Genomic DNA, 15,989 nt, shown 5'->3' on the forward strand with positions numbered 1-15,989 from the left:
ATTATGATGAAGGAAATCAAATGAGAGAGGAAAAAACCGATGACTTATGTATTATTACTGATCTTGGCTGCCTTTTTATTCGGGGCAATGATTTTCGCTGCGCTCGCGTTACCAAACCTTCGCAACATTTTATTCAATCGTGGCAGTTTGTTCAATCAACAGAGTGAAACCGTCACTTGTCCGAAGTGTAAAACATCATTCAAACGCGCGCCGGGAGACGCACAAACTTGTCCGAATTGTTATCACACTTTTTGAATCGTTGAGGGGCATGCATATTCGACCGCTATTCTTCATATTCCTTGGTTTAAATGGTAGCAAATGAGTGAAAGAACAGAGAGGATGCTTTATCAGAGTAAAGTTCCTGATTCTTTTTATCGTTGAAACCTTCATTCCATACGAAAGGAGTTGCATATGCTTCCTACACTCGATGAACGCCTGGTCGATCAAATTCGTCTTAAAAATCGCCAAGCCTTAGAACATTTATACTCACGCTATGAAAAACTACTTTATCGATATGCGCTTCATCTGAATGACCATCCTGCAACTGCAGAGGCGGCCTTGACCGATTTATTTTGTCGGATTTGGCAACAACGTCTCGATTTCAATCCACATTCCGAAACGATTCGTGCGACCCTCATCCGTTCATTAGAGGAAATCATGCACTATATGAAAGAAGACAAATCAGATTCCAACACTTCTAAAATCCCTTCTGCATAAGGTTTTGTTGTCATCTCCGGATACATCTGTTTTGCCTGTTCGGTCGCGTTGTTCACCAAGTATCCGTTCCCGACATATGCTAGCATGCTAATGTCGTTCCCACTGTCGCCAAAAGCGTACGTATCTTCTCGTGAAAAGGAAGCAGTGGCGTATACATATTCCAGGCTTGATACTTTCCCCGCATGCTTCGGATAAAAATCGACATCGAATGCATCAGCCGGGTCACCCGCTTTCGGATTGCATCGACTCATATTGACAGCAATGCCAGCTGAATCTGTCAGCATCCGAAGCGTTTCTCTCCATGAACCGACTTGGTCGCGGACATAGTAACTTCGAATCCAAGGACTCATCCCATTCCCTGGCTGTTCATCTAATTCAATATGCATCTGTCCAGTCTGTGACACGATGCGTTCCACACGTGATACAAAATCGCTCGGAAACGGTTCTTGATAAGCCTTGTCCTCAACGAACGTTCCGTCCGTCTCGATTCGATATAATTCTGTGCCAAGACTCGAGGCGATTCGATGAGGCCAAAAGCGAAGATTCGCCCGTTTTGCTTTTTCGTGTATCGACGCAAGCGAGCTCCCCGTCACCCACATCGTCGACACGCTTGACGAATGTCGTTCCAAAAAGTCCTCGAGCCGACGGACAGAAGCTAGTTGGTCAGCTGAACATGCATGTGGAAAATAGGTCTCATCAAAATCAAAACAAACAAGTGTACGTCCTTCATCTGTGAATCGCTTCATTCTATCGTCTCCTTATCGTTTTCCCTTTCCTGTATAGTACAATGAAACGGAGGAGGGATCTTATGATTCAACGTATCGCTCAAATCTATTGCCAAATGAGTAGCCTGATCACGGGATTGATCATCGTTTTCGCTTTCCTATTTGGCATTCGATCGTATTTCTTTTGGATCACGGTCAGTTCTCCTATGGTCGCCATCGGGTTGATGCTCGTGACGGCGGTCGGGCTGAGCATCATCACCTATACCTTTTCAGAGAAATTACGATTATTCATTTTTACGAAACTTCCAATCCCATCATCTACGTGTTCAATAAATAGTCACACAAAATAGGCATCCATTTTTCGATTTTATACGTTAGATCAATACAAGGGACATCCCTTCTGCGCAAAGGAGTATGTTATGACTGACTTAGAATTGTACGAGCGTGTCCGGCAAAAGGACAAAGAAGCGCTCGAAATATTGTATGATCGGTATGAGCGAATTTTATACGCCTTTGTCCTACAACTGACAAAGGATCGCGATTTAGCCGAAGAAGCCATGCAAGAAGTATTTATCAAGTTGTGGCGCGGCGGTGGCGTCTATGATGATTCGAAAGGCAAGTTCAGGTCCTGGCTCTTTACGATGAGCCGCCACGTGGCCATCGATTTGATTCGAAAGCGTAAACCTGATTTACAATTAGATGAGTCCTACGCGGAGGCCATCCCTTCTGAGTCACCATCCGTTGAAAAAGAAGTGGAGTGGCAAGAAGAACGCGCTCAAATCGAGACGGCCATGGCAACACTTCCAGCCGAACAACAGCAAGTCGTCCGACTCATGTACTTCCAAGGGCTCAGTCAGCAGAAGATCGCTGATGCATGTGGCATCCCGCTTGGTACAGTGAAAGGAAGGGTCCGACTGGCGCTGAAGCAACTGAGGAAACAGTTATCCCATGAATTCATCGGAAAGGAGGTAGAACAATGAACGCATGCGACCAATTGATTGACTATTTCAACCAACATCTATCAGAAGATGAGCGAGCGAAATTTGAACAACATCTGGCTTCGTGTAAAGATTGTCAAGAAGAGCTCGAACAACTCGAAGCACTCGTCGGTGGCGTCGCGTTCTTGTCTACTCCGATTGAACCACCCCGAGGCATGAAAGCACGTGTCCTCGATCGTGTATTCGAAGAAGAAGAAGACAATGAACCCGTGACATCTTCTGTGACATCTGATCCCGTTCCACCTGTCACACCTTTCAAAGCAAAACGAGAACGGAAAGTACCTGTCTGGGGGATGGTGACGCTCGCGGCGGCACTCCTTCTCTCTTTGATCGGAAACGGGTATCTGCTCACCAATCAACCCGACTCACCTGGCATCGCATTGACCGAGACGATTCCACTTGAGGGTGAATCTGAAGGAACCGCTTATCTTGCAGAGCAAGACGGTACGACGCAATTGATTGTCCAAACGAACGGCTTAGCTTCACTCGACGACAATGAAGTGTACCAAGTCTGGCTTTTAAAAGATAATGCTCCGATCCCAACCGGTGCCTTTGTCACAGACGACAAAGGTAACGGGACCGTCATCTATACGCTCGACTCAGATGAAGTCGACGTCGACTGGGATACGGTCGCCGTCACGAAAGAACCAAACCGTGGAAACGAGACACCACAAGGTGAAATGGTCTTAAGCGCAAGTTTATAATTCCCTAACCGGACGCATCTGCCGTCCGGTTTTTTGTTATGATGAACCAAAGGAGTGAATGGGATGCAAAAACCAAAAATCGGTATTGTCGGACTTGGAAATATCGCTCAAAAAGCGTATTTACCCATCCTTTCGATTCATCCTCGAATCGACTTGATCGGTGCCTTTTCCCCGAACACATCTAAGCGAGACATGATTTGCCAAACGTATCGAATGACCTCTTTCGACACGTTGAATGAACTCGCCTCATCCATCGATGCAGCGTTCGTACATAGTTCAACGGAAACTCATTATGACATCGTATCGTATTTATTAGAACACGGCGTCGATGTTTATGTTGATAAGCCCCTCGCCGCAACAATCGAGGAAGCGGAGCAGCTCGTCATTCAAGCCGAACGTCTTGGGCGTAAATTGATGGTCGGGTTCAATCGACGTTTCGCTCCGATGTATATGCGTCTACAAAACGAGTCCTCTGCTCACATGATTGATGTGGTAAAACATCGCGAGAATGACGTCGGCCCTAAGGATGCGACCTTCACCTTACTCGATGATTACTTACATGTCATTGATACGCTACGTTTCCTCGCTGGTAATAAGCTAACACTCGTCTCAGGTCACGTCGAAGTCAATGACAAGCATGAGCTTCGATTCGCCCGCCACGTGTGGCAAGATGAGCACGGAATGCACACGACATCGATGCACCGTTCAGCAGGAGTGAACCATGAGCACGTCTCGATCGTCCGGGATGGCGAACGATTGTCTGTCGAAGAGATGGTCACGCTACATCGTTTCAAGCAAGGTCGGCATGAGGTCGAAACGTTCGGGTCGTGGGACACGACACTCACGCAACGTGGTTTCCAGGGCGCGATTGACCACTTCATTTCCGCACTCATCGATGATACAGCGATTTCAACAGACGGTCGTGTTGCCCTTGAGACACAACGACTTGTCACAAATCTAATCAAGTGAAGGAGGGCTATATATGGATTTCTTTTTCTACATCATGGTTATGGTGATTGTCGTCTCGTCAGTCGGTGCCAATACGATTATCAAAACGAGAGAAGCACGTGTCGAAGAACGACGATTGAAGATCGAAGAAGAGAAACTCGCGATCCAACGGCTTGAACTCGAGATGAAGCGCGAACAAGACAAACTCGACCATCATGGATTTTAATCAAAAGCGGTCACCCTCCAAAATGAGGGCGACCGCTTTGCCATTACAGATGACGATTTGAAATCGGCAGTTGTTCTCTTCGTTCCGCGAGCGTCGACCACGTCACAGCCGTCATGATACAACCGGCACCGATAAAGAAGTTAAGATGGAGCGTTTCGTTCAAAACGAGCCACCCGAGCGTCCCGCCAACCAAGGGTTGAAAGAAGAAAAAGAGTGACCCGACACTCGCATCCATTAACTCGAGTCCTTTGTTCCAGAAGAAAAACGCTCCTGCCGTCGATACGACACCGATATAGAGAACACTAAGCCAAAGGACGCCATTTAACTTTGGCCAACCTGCTTGCATCACCTCTATACTCATCAAAGGCGTCATCAATAACCAGGCGACTCCAATCGCAAATGTCGTGAGCGTCAAGGTCGACAACGTCTGTGTGCCGATTTTTACATAAATCGACATGAGCGCCCACGTCACGGCAGCTAGAACAAGTATGAAACTGCCTACTCGATACGTCCCTTCCCCTTCCCAACCAACCACGATGAGAACACCGACCGTTGCCAATCCAAGTGCTCCAATCTTGACAGGAGTCAGTCGTTCCTTCAATAGGATTCGGGCAAATAACACCATGAAAGCTGGCGTCGCTGCGGTCACAAGGGACCCGGTATGTGCATCCGATAGCTTCGTTCCGATAAATTGAAACGAAATCGAGGCAACGTATCCGATGACACCGACAAGTCCGATCCATTTCCAATCTGCCCTTCGAATCGATTCTCGTCCAAACCGAAACCAAACGACGAATAAGACCATAAATGCAACAGCGTATCGTAACCAGACGAACGTGAACGGTTCAATATATGCGAGTGCATATTTACTGACCACATACATTCCTCCCCATATACTCGCCGCAAGGGTCAAACTGAGTGCTCCTAGCCATTCTTTCCTCATTTTCTCGCCTCCTCAATGGCGACTATATACGACGCCTTCGCTTCGATTCCCTCTATTTTCATTGTCAGGTAGATGAAAAACGCTTACAATCAAGATATAGATTGAATGAAAGGAGGGAGAAAGGTGAAATTTGTCGGACGTACGCATTGGACAACTGAACATTTGTACGTTTTGCGTGCGATTTTTCACGATGTCGCTTAATCAAGGGACCCGTCTGTCCTTTTTTAGACATTGCTGAATATACGACAAAGCGCCTCTCTCTTTCTAAACCGAGCGCTTCTTTGCGCTCGGTTTTTTTGATAGGCCCTAACCTTAGGAGGAACCTATTATGTTGATCGATCTTCAACACATTCAAAAACAATACGGTGGGCACGCTGTTCTCACAGATGCCAATTTATTCATGAACGAAAATGAACGAGTCGGGCTCGTTGGTCGAAACGGCAGTGGCAAAACGACGCTATTGCGCATCATTGTCGGCTCCGAAGAACATGACGATGGAACGATTTACCGTCGACAAAGACTTTCCGTCGGTTATTTGGTCCAGCTTCCCGACTATCCCGGACGAAGTGGTCGTGAGGTCCTCTACACTGCTTTTGAGGAAGTGATTCGTCTAAGCGAAAAGATGGCTCATCTCGAGCAAGAAATGGCGACGTCCAAACAACTAGAACGTCTTCTCGAATCATACGGTGCTATCCAAGAACAATTCGAACATGCGGGTGGATATGTCTACGAGTCAAAAATCAGCGCAATGATTGATGGACTCAAATTGACCTCATTCGCGGACCAACCGTTTGATACGCTAAGCGGTGGCGAGCGTACAAAAATCGGTCTCGCCTTGGCGCTTCTTCAGGAACCAGAGCTACTCATTTTAGATGAACCGACGAACCATCTAGATTTAGAAGCGATGACATGGCTCGAATCCTATTTACAGGATTATGCTTCAGCGCTCCTCATCGTCTCCCATGACCGGGTCTTCTTAGATGCGGTCGCCACGCGAATCGTCGAGTGCGAGGATGGAGAATTGACGAGTTATCCTGGGAATTATACGGATTTCGTTGCCCAAAAAGAAAAACAGTTGCTTGACCAGTTTCATGCTTACACGGAGCAACAGAAGAAAATCAAAAAAATGAAAGAAACGATTCGACAGTTGCGGCAATGGGCCAACGAGGGCAATCCACCGAATGAAAAGTTCTATCGTCGCGCCAAATCGATGGAAAAGGCTCTCGAACGAATTGAACGAATCAAACGACCACAACTCGAAGCCGAGCAACCGAATATCCAGTTCACGACGAACGGGCGAACCGGGCGCGACGTCTTCGAAGTAAATGATATGACACTTATCTATGATCGTCCTCTATTTGAAGACGTGCACTTCTACACAGGGCACGGGGAACGCGTCGCCATCGTCGGACCGAACGGGAGTGGAAAGTCTTCGCTTTTGAAAATATTGCTCGGTGAAGTTATCCCGCAAGCCGGAACCGTAAGGCGAGCCGACCAAGCCAAAATCGGCTATCTATCGCAACACATCACATTCGACGAATCTCATCGCTTAATCGAGGCGTTTCGGGACCGGATCGCAGTCGATGAAGGCAAAGCGAGACACCTTCTCGCTCAATTTCTGTTTTACGGCGCGAGTGTGTTTAAACCGGTCACGAATTTGAGCGGCGGGGAGAAGATGCGACTCATGCTTGCCATCCTCGTCCATGAAGAAATCAATGTCCTTGTCCTAGATGAGCCGACGAACCACCTCGATATCGAATCGAGAGAGGCACTTGAAGAGGCGCTCGAACGTTTCCCTGGAACGGTCGTTACGGTTTCTCATGACCGCTACTTCTTAAATAAGCTGTTCCCCATCACGTATTGGCTCGACGGGACGATGACGCGTTTCGAAGGTAATGTCGCCTATGCCCTCGACAAGCGTGGACAGGCATCGAAAGATGAACCTGTAACGGAGCGCGTCAAACCATCAAAATCGCTGAAGCAGACGAAAGTCGCTCCATCTACGGTTGATGAGGAAACTCACCTAACCCAATTAGAGACAGAACATCGGGCACTGCTCCAACGGATGAATGAATTGGATGACCTTGATGAATTGATGGCGTTACAACGACAAGTTGATGCATTGCAAAAAGAAATCGATGACGTGATGACACGTTTGCTCGAATCTTTATAACCTAATATAGAGAAGCGGCACCCAATCAAGGGCGCCGCTTCTTTTGCTCGAATCGAATCTGTATGAAATAGCCGATGACCGCGATAGCCATCAACCCAATTGGGAGTATGCGGTAAAGACCTTCCATCGTTCCCGTTGTCAAAAGAATCACTCCACTAAGGAACGTTCCGAACCAATATAGCTTTGGCATATGATCCCTCCATCGGTTGCATTCACTCAATAGGATACCACAAGAAAAGCGCCCTCACTCGGCGCTTTTCTTGATTCTCTAGTCCCCGGACTTTCATCCAACCAAGCCCTTGCTCGATTGACCGTCCCATCCATGATTTGGTTCGACTAGAGATGTCCAAGCCAACGTGACGCATCATTCCAATCCGTTCATCGTCCATTGGTTCACCAATTGTTTTTCATTCGAAAACATGAAATCGAATAGGTGACTCATAGACATTTTGATTGAATGGGCACGAGAGGACTTGGCACCTATGATGTCCACTTCTGACGCGGATCATGTGGAATTCCGTATACAAACAGTCTGTCTGGTATGCTTGCTCCGATGGCAAGCAGAGGCCGACGTATCATCGTTTGGAATACACGATTCACGTTCATATGGACTTTGCCCATCCCTTTCATCCATAAGCGACAGGTGACGAAAGTGCCTCCCCGTTCCCAACTCATTTCAGAAAGTGAATGGTTACATGTATACAATATCCGTTTTAAGTGAGATTCAATCCTCGTTCACGATTTCTCCATAATCCAATTCATACATAATGCGTCAGCGCATAAGCGACCCCGTCCTCTTCTACATCCTTTGTAATATGCGTGCTTAAATCTTTTAACGGATCCACAGCATTCCCCATCGCAATCCTTATTTCTGCCACTTCGAACATCGACACATCATTCAGATTGTCTCCGATGGCGACGACATCACGCATCGGAATCTGTTCATGCTCAGCTAGCTGTTTCAAGGCTGCGCCTTTACTCGCATGAGGATGTCCGATTTCAATTTTCGTCCACCCCGCAGTCGTAATCAAAATATCGTTCCGTGGTTCATAGATTTTACGCAACCGGTGTAGCTTTCGGCGATCGAACGAATAGACAAACACCTTGTACACTTCATCTCGTGCAAAGTCGATGTCTGCCATCGAATCCATATACGTCAGACCGAATTGCTCATTTTGAATTTCAATCTCACGTTCCGCCCACTCGCGAGTGAACGATTGATCGTGTGGCAACACCTCATCGAGTTCCCGCTTCAGTAAATCGCTTCCTGAACGGAGAACCTTCACTCCCGCATTCGTATAAAATTCAACGTACGCATCGTCCGCATCAGCGATTTCCCACAGTTCATTTACGATTGTCTGATCCATCGCATGATAGTAAATTCGCTCGTTCTCATAGAACCCGATTGCTCCGTTACCTGACAAAATCGGACAGATGAGGTCACTTCGCTTCAACAGCTCCTCGATATCATGAATCGAACGTCCTGAACAAATCGCAACGATATCACCATTATCTTGCCGACGACGAATCGCCTCCTGGTTTGCCTCTGTTATCACGCCTGTGCGCGATAACAGCGTCCCGTCTAAATCAATCGCAATCAATTTCATATCGTTCCCTCCTCTTTGGTTCTTTTCCCGATTCAACTATACAAAACACGATGAAATGCGTCTCCTGTTTGCAATGTGGAGATTAGGGAACCGTTTATTAATGCTACATAATTTTTTTGAAAGGGGACATCTATGAAGGATTCTAAACAAAAGCCACGTTTGAATCGCGTCTTTTACATCTCAGCAAGTTTGATCGCCTTACTCGTTCTATTCGGAGCCATTGCCCCAACATCATTCGCTTCAATCGCAGGATCTATTTTTAACTTTACAACTCGCTCGTTCGGTTGGTTCTATTTACTTTCCGTATTCTTGTTTGTGCTCTTTTTAGTCTTTTTAGCGTTCAGTAAATACGGAAAAATCCGTCTCGGGAAGGATGACGATCGCCCTCAATATCCGTTCTTTACTTGGATCGGCATGTTATTTTCCGCGGGATTCGGTGTCGGACTCGTCTTTTGGGGTGTTGCCGAGCCGATGAGTCATTTCTTTACGCCACCTTATACGGATACGGAGGCATTGACGGTCGAAGGGGCACGCCTCGCGATGGCCTATTCGTTCTTCCATTGGGGTGTCAGTCAATGGTCTGTCTTTGCGATTGTCGGACTGATCATCGCCTATTTCCAGTTTCGTCGTAATGCGGACGGGCTCATCTCGACTAGCCTCTCACCACTTATAAAAGAACGACCGTACAAACAACCGTTGAACCAGACGATTGATATTTTAGCGGTCATTGCCACCGTCATGGGTGTCGCGACGTCGCTTGGTTTAGGTGTTCTTCAAATCAATGGCGGACTGAACAGCGTGTTCGGGCTCCCGAACACCGCTTGGATGCAAGTCGCCATCATCGTCGTCTTGACCGCTCTCTTTTTAACATCGACGACGACAGGGCTCGATCGTGGCATCAAGTGGTTGAGTAACATCAACTTAGGTACCGCACTCGTGTTGATGGTCTTCGTCTTCTTTGCCGGTCCTACCATTTTCATTTTAGAAACATTGACGCTCGGTCTAGGTGACTACTTACAAAATTTCATTCGCTATAGTCTTCGTCTACAACCGTATCAACAGGGGACGTGGGTCCGGGATTGGACAATCTTTTATTGGGCATGGGCCATCGCCTGGTCCCCATTTGTCGGAGCGTTCGTCGCACGTGTCTCACGAGGACGTACCATTCGTGAATTCATCGTCGGTGTCCTCATCGTTCCTCCGTTCATTGCGCTCCTTTGGATTGCCGTATTCGGGGGCACTGCCCTACATCTAGATTTATTCGAAGGGACTTCCATCGCTGAAGCCGTCAATACGGACGTGACGAGCGCATTGTTCGTGACGTTTGCCGAGCTCCCGTTCAGTTTCATCCTGTCCGTCTTGTCGATTCTCTTGATTTTGACGTTCTTGATCACGTCGGCCGATTCTGCCACCTACATCATCAGTAGTATGACGACGAACGGTAGCTTGAATCCGCCCCTCCCCGTTCGAATCGCTTGGGGAGTTCTGTTAGGAGGAATCGCTGCCGTCTTGTTGATTGCGAGTGGCTTAGAAGGACTTCAAACTGCGTCGTTGATTTCCGCCTTGCCCTTCACGATTATTCTGCTCTTGATGGTATTCACATTATTTAAGTTACTCCGACAAGAGAACGTACGAAAAATAAAATAAGCTGTATTTTTAAACGCTCGGGAAGATCCTTGAGCGTTTTTTAGTTTGACTCGCCGACATCTCGTTGTTTGTTGACTTCCTTATGTCCGATTGCTACGATTTTGACAACGTATAAGCTTTAAAGGGGGATTATGGGGAGATGAACGATTTCACACGTGCTTACGCACAACAACTAGACAAACAAGACCCGCTCGCATCATATCGGGAAGAATTTTACTTACCGGAAGACGGGATTTATATGGATGGGAATTCACTCGGGCTCTTATCGAAACGAGCCGAGCGTACGCTCCTTGAATCGCTCGCGGACTGGAGAGAGCTCGGGATCGATGGTTGGATGTCCGGTCGCCATCCTTGGTTCAACTTGTCCGAAGAGCTGGCTGCATTGAACGCGCCGCTCATCGGTGGAAAGTCGGAAGAAGTAATGGTCACCGGTTCGACGACCGTGAACTTGCATCAACTTGTCGCTTCGTTTTTCAAACCAGAAGGCAAACGAACGAAGATTTTGGCAGACGCCCTCACGTTCCCGTCTGATATTTACGCCTTGAAGAGTCAGCTCGAACTTCGTGGACTCGACCCATCAGAGCACCTCGTCCAAGTCAACAGTCCGGATGGGCGCTTCTTAGCAGAAGACGACTTGATTGCCGCGATGACTGACGAAATCGCCCTCATCGTATTACCGACCGTCCTCTATCGGAGTGGTCAGATTTTAGATATGCCTCGTCTAACGAAAGCGGCACACAAGCGTGGAATTTTGATCGGCTTCGATGCCTGTCACTCCGTCGGCGCCATCCCTCATGACTTCCACGACTGGGGTGTCGACTTCGCATACTGGTGCAACTATAAACATTTGAACGGGGGTCCGGGAACGGTCGGGGGCTTATTCGTTCATGAACGTCACTTCGGCACGACACCTGGACTCGCCGGATGGTTCGGTTCGCGCAAAGATAAACAGTTCGATATGGACCATACGATGACACCGGCCGAACATGCCGGTGCGTTCCAAATCGGAACACCACACGTTATGAGTCTTGCTCCTCAACTTGGCGCGCTTGAGATGTTCAACGAGGTCGGGATGGAAGCGATTCGTCAAAAATCACTCGCGCTCACGACGTATATGATGGATTTGATCGAAGAGATGCTCGCACCTCACGGATTCTTCATCGGTAGCCCGACGGACACACGACAGCGCGGCGCTCATTTGAGCCTCGAGCATCCCGAAGCGGCACGCATCTGTAAAGCGTTGAAGAAACATCACATCGTCCCTGACTTCCGCGCACCGAATATCATCCGTCTCGCACCGGTCGCACTATATAATACGTTTACCGACGTATATGACGTGATCGTGACGTTGAAGAAAATCATGGACGACAAAGAATATGAGGCGTTCGAGAACGTCCGCGAAGTGGTCGCATAAGGGGGAACTGTCATGAGTGAACGCACAGAACATAAAGTAGAAAAATCGATTCAAACGGATTTCTCAAAAGACATGTCGTACGGGGACTATCTCCAACTCGACCCGATTTTATCAAGTCAACATCGCCTTTCTGACCATCATGATGAGATGCTGTTCATCATCATCCATCAGACGAGCGAGTTGTGGATGAAACTCATTTTGCATGAATTGACAGCAGCCACGACGGCCATCACGAACGGCGAACTCGAACGTTCGTTCAAGATGCTCGCCCGCGTCTCGAAGATTCAGCAACAACTCATCCAGTCATGGGGCGTTCTCGCGACGTTAACGCCGGCCGAGTATTTAGAGTTCCGAGATCAACTCGGCTCTTCATCTGGTTTTCAATCTTACCAGAACCGACAAATCGAATTCGCGCTCGGCTTCAAAAACGCACGGACGCTCAGTGTTTACGCGCACGATAAAAAACTGTATCCATTGCTCGAAGGCTCGCTACAAGCTCCTAGTATTTACGATGTGACCGTCCGCGAAATGCATCGCCGCGGTTTTCCGATTGATGCGAGTGTACTCGAACGTGATGTCACTCAGGACTGGGAATGGAATGAAAGTGTCGAGAAGGCATGGGTCGAGGTCTATCGAGACGTCGACACGTATTGGGACTTATATGAGCTCGGTGAAAAGCTACTCGATATCGGTAGCCAGCAACAGATGTGGCGCTTTAACCATATGAGCACCGTGGAACGCATTATCGGACAGAAGATGGGAACAGGTGGTTCGTCTGGCGTGAACTATTTACGTCGTGTGCTCGACCATCGCTTCTTCCCAGAACTGTGGACGGTCCGGACATCACTATAAGAGGAGCTGAACAAAATGACTTGGATTGATGTATCACAGCCACTTCATGCCGATGTTGCGACATGGCCGGGAGATACAAAATTTTCGTATGAAATCGCGTGGCCGATGGCAGAGAGTGGTTCGGTCAATGTCGGGAAGATGACATTGAGTTTACATCTCGGGACCCACATCGATGCACCGTTTCATTTTGACGACCATGGGAAGCGCGTGATCGACCTCGATCCGTCTGTATATATCGGACCAGCCCGTGTGATTCATCTACCGCATAAGGCAAAGATTGAAGCATCTGATTTGGATGGTCATGATTTGACTGGGGTGGAACGCCTCATCTTAAAAACGGATGGTTGGCCCGATAAGAGCGTCTTCCCCGAGACAATCCCTGAACTGACACCCGCTCTTGCCGATCGTCTCGGGGAACTTGGAATCTTCTTGATCGGACTCGACTTACCGTCCGTTGATGCGATTGACAGTAAAGAGATGAGCGGCCATCACGCGTTAGCACGAAATGGTGTGCATATCCTAGAAGGACTCGTTTTAGACAATATCTTACCGGGAGATTACGATTTGAATGCCGTCCCTCTCCCAATCGTCGAAGGGGATGGAAGTCCCGTTCGCGCATTGCTTCGCCCTATATTGTAAAGAGATAGCCGGAATCGGCTGTCTCTTTTTTGATTAGACAGGGATAGTCCGACGTTTGGCGAAATAGATGAGAAACTCTATTTGAAGAGAGGACATTCGATGAAGATTCTATTATTATCTGGCGGTGATGGAAAAAGACTATGGCCACTTTCGAACAATTCGAATGCCAAACAATTCATTCGTTTATTGCCTAGCAGAGGTGGAACGAAACAATCAATGCTTGAAAGAGTTTATAATCAACTAAAAACACAAGATTTAGACACTAACGCTTTCATTATCACAAATGTTCAGCAAAAAGATTGTGTCATTCATCAAGTTGGTACAGATACTAATATCATTTCCGAACCAACTCGTCGTGATACATTTCCCGCTATCGTTCTCGGGGCAAGCTATTTAAACGAGCAACATGTGCCTCTGGATGAAACGGTACTTGTGATGCCGGTCGATGCTTACGTCGACCTCCGCTTCTTTGAATATTTCCCTCAAGTCGATGAAGCAGTCCAAGCGAACGATGATGCTTTGCATCTAATTGGGGTCACACCCCTTCATCCGACATCAAAATACGGATATATCGTTCCAGACGAGACGGCCCAAATGTCCTCGGTTCGCCTATTTCAGGAAAAACCGACCGTCGATGTAGCAGAACAGTTGATTGGACAAGGTGCCCTTTGGAACTGTGGAATCTTTGCTTGCAAGTTACATCTGTTACTTGATGAACTAGCAGAACGAAACTTACCGACAACTTATTCAGACCTCACTTCACGCTATGACGAATTAGAAAAGACTTCGTTTGACTATGCCGTTGTCGAACATGCAGAGTCGGTATTCGTTCACCGCTACGATGGCGATTGGAAAGACTTAGGAACATGGAACACATTGACTGAAGAAATGACGTCCACAACTCACGGTCAAGTCGAACTGTTCGAATCGACGAACACGCATGTGATCAATGAATTGAACCTTCCTTTGATTGGGATTGGGCTAGAAGACCTTGTCGTCGCCGTCAACGCGGATGGAATTCTCGTCTCGAAGAAAGAGGCGACCCCGCAGCTGAAAGATTATCTCGCCTCATCCGACGACTATCCAAAATTCAAATGGAAGCGATGGGGGCAGTCGGAAGTCATCCATCATGAGACACTCGCCGATGGGCATCACAGTGTGACACGTCGCATGCTCGTTCAAGCAGGGAAAGAACTCAGTTACCATTATCATGAAGAGACCGATGCAATTTGGACGATTCTCCAAGGCACAGCAATCGTGACGATTGATGGAGAATCATTTGAGGTAAGACCGACCAATGCCATCTCAATTCAACGCGGAAAAGCACATATGTTAAAAGCAAGCGAAACCGTCATTTTAATAGAAGTGCAGTACTCTTTAAAATATATGAACAACGATACACAATTTCTCATTTCCCCATATAAATAAAAATGACCTCACGAGCTCTACCCGAAATCAAGGCATCGTGAGGTTTCTTCTTACTTATTTGATTAATTCGAGTTCGACCGGAATGTTTTCCTCCACTGTTTCACCTTTCAGATGATTGATTGCCGCTTCTACACCCAACTTCCCAATCTCAGCGGGCTTTTGTGCAACCGTAGCTGCCATCGTCCCACCTTCGACCGCTTTGACGGCATCGTCTGTCGCATCGAATCCGATGACTTTCACGTCACTCATTCCAGCCGCTTCGAGTGCTTGAACGGCACCGAGTGCCATCTCATCGTTATGTGCGAATACAGCGACGATGTCTTTATTGTCCTGTAAGATGTTCTCCATGACCGTCAATCCTTCTGCACGGTCAAAGTTTGCCGATTGTTTTGCCACGACTTCCAATTTCCCATCGATCGCTTCGTTGAATCCTTGTCCGCGGTCACGTGTCGCAGACGCTCCTGGAATCCCCTCGAGCTCGACGACTTTTTGCCCTTCGCCTACGAGTTCGACCATGTAGTCACCCGCCAACTGTCCACCTGCGACGTTATCTGATGCCACGTGGGCGACGACGTCCCCTGTTTCAGCGTTACGGTCTACCGTGATGACGGGAATGCCCGCATCGTTTGCTGCCTGTACTGCCGCGCCGACCGCTTCTGAATCCGTCGGGTTGATGAGAATCAAATCCATCCCCTTTTGAATCATATCTTCGACGTCATTCACTTGCTTCGCCGCGTCGTTTTGCGCATCCGCTACCGTCAACGTCGCATCCATTTCGTTCGCCTGTTCTTCTGCGCCTTCTTTCAGTGCGACGAAGAACGGGTTATTCAATGTTGAGATCGATAAGCCGATTTCATAATCGCCATCTTTCGTTTCCGTTTCAGACGATGACCCCGGTTGTTCAGTCGAGCAAGCTGCCATCAGTACCATTGTCAGTGCGAGTAGCCAAGCTGTCCATTTTTTCATGT

Annotated in this window: 18 protein-coding genes; 13 read left to right on the plus strand and 5 right to left on the minus strand. The window is 47.8% G+C overall.

Features of this window, described 5'->3' with window-relative positions; genetic code table 11:
* The first annotated feature begins 39 nt into the window (after positions 1 to 39).
* Together KNO78_RS10100 and KNO78_RS10105 are read left to right on the plus strand one after the other, a co-directional pair.
* A complete protein-coding gene (locus KNO78_RS10100) occupies positions 40 to 255 on the plus strand; it encodes a hypothetical protein (RefSeq protein ID WP_012727536.1) in 216 nt (71 codons plus the stop codon).
* Between the two features lie 156 nt (positions 256 to 411).
* Positions 412 to 717 (plus strand): RNA polymerase sigma factor, encoded by a 306-nt coding sequence (locus tag KNO78_RS10105; protein WP_196431366.1) that lies wholly within the window; start codon positions 412 to 414, stop codon positions 715 to 717.
* Here the strand turns inward: KNO78_RS10105 and KNO78_RS10110 are convergent.
* Entirely contained in the window at positions 663 to 1,463 is an 801-nt protein-coding gene (locus KNO78_RS10110; protein ID WP_196431367.1) for an HAD-IIB family hydrolase, read from the minus strand. The two genes, KNO78_RS10105 and KNO78_RS10110, sit on opposite strands and share 55 nt — an antisense overlap.
* A gap of 62 nt (positions 1,464 to 1,525) precedes the next feature.
* Here KNO78_RS10110 and KNO78_RS10115 point away from each other — a divergent pair, with 62 nt between their 5' ends.
* The 5 genes from KNO78_RS10115 to KNO78_RS10135 all read left to right on the plus strand — a co-directional run bounded on the left by KNO78_RS10115 (position 1,526) and on the right by KNO78_RS10135 (position 4,318).
* Complete coding sequence (locus KNO78_RS10115) at positions 1,526 to 1,792, plus strand: hypothetical protein (protein ID WP_196431368.1); 267 nt, start codon at positions 1,526 to 1,528, stop codon at positions 1,790 to 1,792.
* Positions 1,793 to 1,861: 69 nt separating this feature from the next.
* Positions 1,862 to 2,422, plus strand: coding sequence for an RNA polymerase sigma factor (locus KNO78_RS10120; RefSeq protein ID WP_196431369.1), 561 nt, complete (start codon positions 1,862 to 1,864; stop codon positions 2,420 to 2,422).
* Positions 2,419 to 3,144 carry an anti-sigma factor gene (locus KNO78_RS10125; protein WP_196431370.1) on the plus strand — a complete coding sequence of 242 codons (726 nt, stop codon included), beginning with the start codon at positions 2,419 to 2,421 and terminating at the stop codon, positions 3,142 to 3,144. The genes KNO78_RS10120 and KNO78_RS10125 overlap by 4 nt, the downstream gene beginning before the upstream one ends.
* Before the next feature lie 63 nt (positions 3,145 to 3,207).
* Positions 3,208 to 4,113 (plus strand): Gfo/Idh/MocA family protein, encoded by a 906-nt coding sequence (locus KNO78_RS10130; protein WP_196431371.1) that lies wholly within the window; start codon positions 3,208 to 3,210, stop codon positions 4,111 to 4,113.
* 13 nt (positions 4,114 to 4,126) lie between these two features.
* The gene (locus tag KNO78_RS10135; RefSeq protein WP_074035480.1) at positions 4,127 to 4,318 is read left to right on the plus strand and encodes a hypothetical protein; all 192 of its coding nucleotides are present in this window, start codon (positions 4,127 to 4,129) and stop codon (positions 4,316 to 4,318) included.
* 43 nt (positions 4,319 to 4,361) lie between these two features.
* Here KNO78_RS10135 and KNO78_RS10140 read toward each other — a convergent pair whose 3' ends face one another.
* Entirely contained in the window at positions 4,362 to 5,261 is a 900-nt protein-coding gene (locus KNO78_RS10140) for a DMT family transporter (protein WP_074035478.1), read from the minus strand.
* A gap of 328 nt (positions 5,262 to 5,589) precedes the next feature.
* Between KNO78_RS10140 and abc-f the strand changes: the two genes are divergently transcribed.
* Complete coding sequence (gene abc-f / locus KNO78_RS10145) at positions 5,590 to 7,434, plus strand: ribosomal protection-like ABC-F family protein (protein ID WP_214690379.1); 1,845 nt, start codon at positions 5,590 to 5,592, stop codon at positions 7,432 to 7,434.
* A gap of 25 nt (positions 7,435 to 7,459) precedes the next feature.
* Here the strand turns inward: abc-f and KNO78_RS10150 are convergent, their stop codons facing one another.
* Both KNO78_RS10150 and KNO78_RS10155 read right to left on the minus strand, forming a co-directional pair.
* Positions 7,460 to 7,624, minus strand: a complete 165-nt coding sequence (locus KNO78_RS10150) for a hypothetical protein (protein ID WP_167365511.1) — start codon at positions 7,622 to 7,624, stop codon at positions 7,460 to 7,462.
* 568 nt (positions 7,625 to 8,192) lie between these two features.
* Positions 8,193 to 9,041 (minus strand): Cof-type HAD-IIB family hydrolase, encoded by an 849-nt coding sequence (locus KNO78_RS10155; RefSeq protein ID WP_214690378.1) that lies wholly within the window; start codon positions 9,039 to 9,041, stop codon positions 8,193 to 8,195.
* Between the two features lie 132 nt (positions 9,042 to 9,173).
* Here KNO78_RS10155 and KNO78_RS10160 point away from each other — a divergent pair, with 132 nt between their 5' ends.
* From KNO78_RS10160 to KNO78_RS10180, 5 genes are all read left to right on the plus strand, one after another.
* Positions 9,174 to 10,688 (plus strand): glycine betaine uptake BCCT transporter, encoded by a 1,515-nt coding sequence (locus KNO78_RS10160; protein WP_214690377.1) that lies wholly within the window; start codon positions 9,174 to 9,176, stop codon positions 10,686 to 10,688.
* Between the two features lie 139 nt (positions 10,689 to 10,827).
* On the plus strand, positions 10,828 to 12,102 hold the full coding sequence (kynU, locus tag KNO78_RS10165) for a kynureninase (RefSeq protein WP_214690376.1): 1,275 nt from the start codon (positions 10,828 to 10,830) through the stop codon (positions 12,100 to 12,102).
* Positions 12,103 to 12,114: 12 nt separating this feature from the next.
* Complete coding sequence (gene kynA / locus KNO78_RS10170; protein WP_214690375.1) at positions 12,115 to 12,954, plus strand: tryptophan 2,3-dioxygenase; 840 nt, start codon at positions 12,115 to 12,117, stop codon at positions 12,952 to 12,954.
* Between the two features lie 15 nt (positions 12,955 to 12,969).
* A complete protein-coding gene (kynB, locus tag KNO78_RS10175) occupies positions 12,970 to 13,593 on the plus strand; it encodes an arylformamidase (protein ID WP_159563083.1) in 624 nt (207 codons plus the stop codon).
* Positions 13,594 to 13,692: 99 nt separating this feature from the next.
* A complete protein-coding gene (locus KNO78_RS10180) occupies positions 13,693 to 15,021 on the plus strand; it encodes a sugar phosphate nucleotidyltransferase (RefSeq protein ID WP_214690374.1) in 1,329 nt (442 codons plus the stop codon).
* Positions 15,022 to 15,075: 54 nt separating this feature from the next.
* Here the strand turns inward: KNO78_RS10180 and rbsB are convergent, their stop codons facing one another.
* On the minus strand, positions 15,076 to 15,987 hold the full coding sequence (rbsB, locus tag KNO78_RS10185) for a ribose ABC transporter substrate-binding protein RbsB (RefSeq protein ID WP_031421977.1): 912 nt from the start codon (positions 15,985 to 15,987) through the stop codon (positions 15,076 to 15,078).
* Between the last annotated feature and the right edge of the window lie 2 nt (positions 15,988 to 15,989).

This window comes from Exiguobacterium sp. s132 (assembly GCF_018617235.1).
Lineage (GTDB): Bacteria > Bacillota > Bacilli > Exiguobacteriales > Exiguobacteriaceae > Exiguobacterium > Exiguobacterium profundum.

Bases quoted from the DNA above. Each gene is read 5' to 3' on its own strand.
- KNO78_RS10135 (WP_074035480.1), top strand. From the start codon at position 4,127: ATGGATTTCTTTTTCTACATCATGGTTATGGTGATTGTCGTCTCGTCA.
- KNO78_RS10115 (WP_196431368.1), top strand. From the start codon at position 1,526: ATGATTCAACGTATCGCTCAAATCTATTGCCAAATGAGTAGCCTGATC.
- KNO78_RS10110 (WP_196431367.1), bottom strand. From the start codon at position 1,463: ATGAAGCGATTCACAGATGAAGGACGTACACTTGTTTGTTTTGATTTT.
- kynA (WP_214690375.1), top strand. From the start codon at position 12,115: ATGAGTGAACGCACAGAACATAAAGTAGAAAAATCGATTCAAACGGAT.
- kynU (WP_214690376.1), top strand. From the start codon at position 10,828: ATGAACGATTTCACACGTGCTTACGCACAACAACTAGACAAACAAGAC.
- KNO78_RS10140 (WP_074035478.1), bottom strand. From the start codon at position 5,261: ATGAGGAAAGAATGGCTAGGAGCACTCAGTTTGACCCTTGCGGCGAGT.
- KNO78_RS10130 (WP_196431371.1), top strand. From the start codon at position 3,208: ATGCAAAAACCAAAAATCGGTATTGTCGGACTTGGAAATATCGCTCAA.
- KNO78_RS10120 (WP_196431369.1), top strand. From the start codon at position 1,862: ATGACTGACTTAGAATTGTACGAGCGTGTCCGGCAAAAGGACAAAGAA.
- KNO78_RS10105 (WP_196431366.1), top strand. From the start codon at position 412: ATGCTTCCTACACTCGATGAACGCCTGGTCGATCAAATTCGTCTTAAA.
- KNO78_RS10150 (WP_167365511.1), bottom strand. From the start codon at position 7,624: ATGCCAAAGCTATATTGGTTCGGAACGTTCCTTAGTGGAGTGATTCTT.
- KNO78_RS10100 (WP_012727536.1), top strand. From the start codon at position 40: ATGACTTATGTATTATTACTGATCTTGGCTGCCTTTTTATTCGGGGCA.
- KNO78_RS10180 (WP_214690374.1), top strand. From the start codon at position 13,693: ATGAAGATTCTATTATTATCTGGCGGTGATGGAAAAAGACTATGGCCA.
- KNO78_RS10155 (WP_214690378.1), bottom strand. From the start codon at position 9,041: ATGAAATTGATTGCGATTGATTTAGACGGGACGCTGTTATCGCGCACA.
- KNO78_RS10125 (WP_196431370.1), top strand. From the start codon at position 2,419: ATGAACGCATGCGACCAATTGATTGACTATTTCAACCAACATCTATCA.
- kynB (WP_159563083.1), top strand. From the start codon at position 12,970: ATGACTTGGATTGATGTATCACAGCCACTTCATGCCGATGTTGCGACA.
- KNO78_RS10160 (WP_214690377.1), top strand. From the start codon at position 9,174: ATGAAGGATTCTAAACAAAAGCCACGTTTGAATCGCGTCTTTTACATC.
- abc-f (WP_214690379.1), top strand. From the start codon at position 5,590: ATGTTGATCGATCTTCAACACATTCAAAAACAATACGGTGGGCACGCT.
- rbsB (WP_031421977.1), bottom strand. From the start codon at position 15,987: ATGAAAAAATGGACAGCTTGGCTACTCGCACTGACAATGGTACTGATG.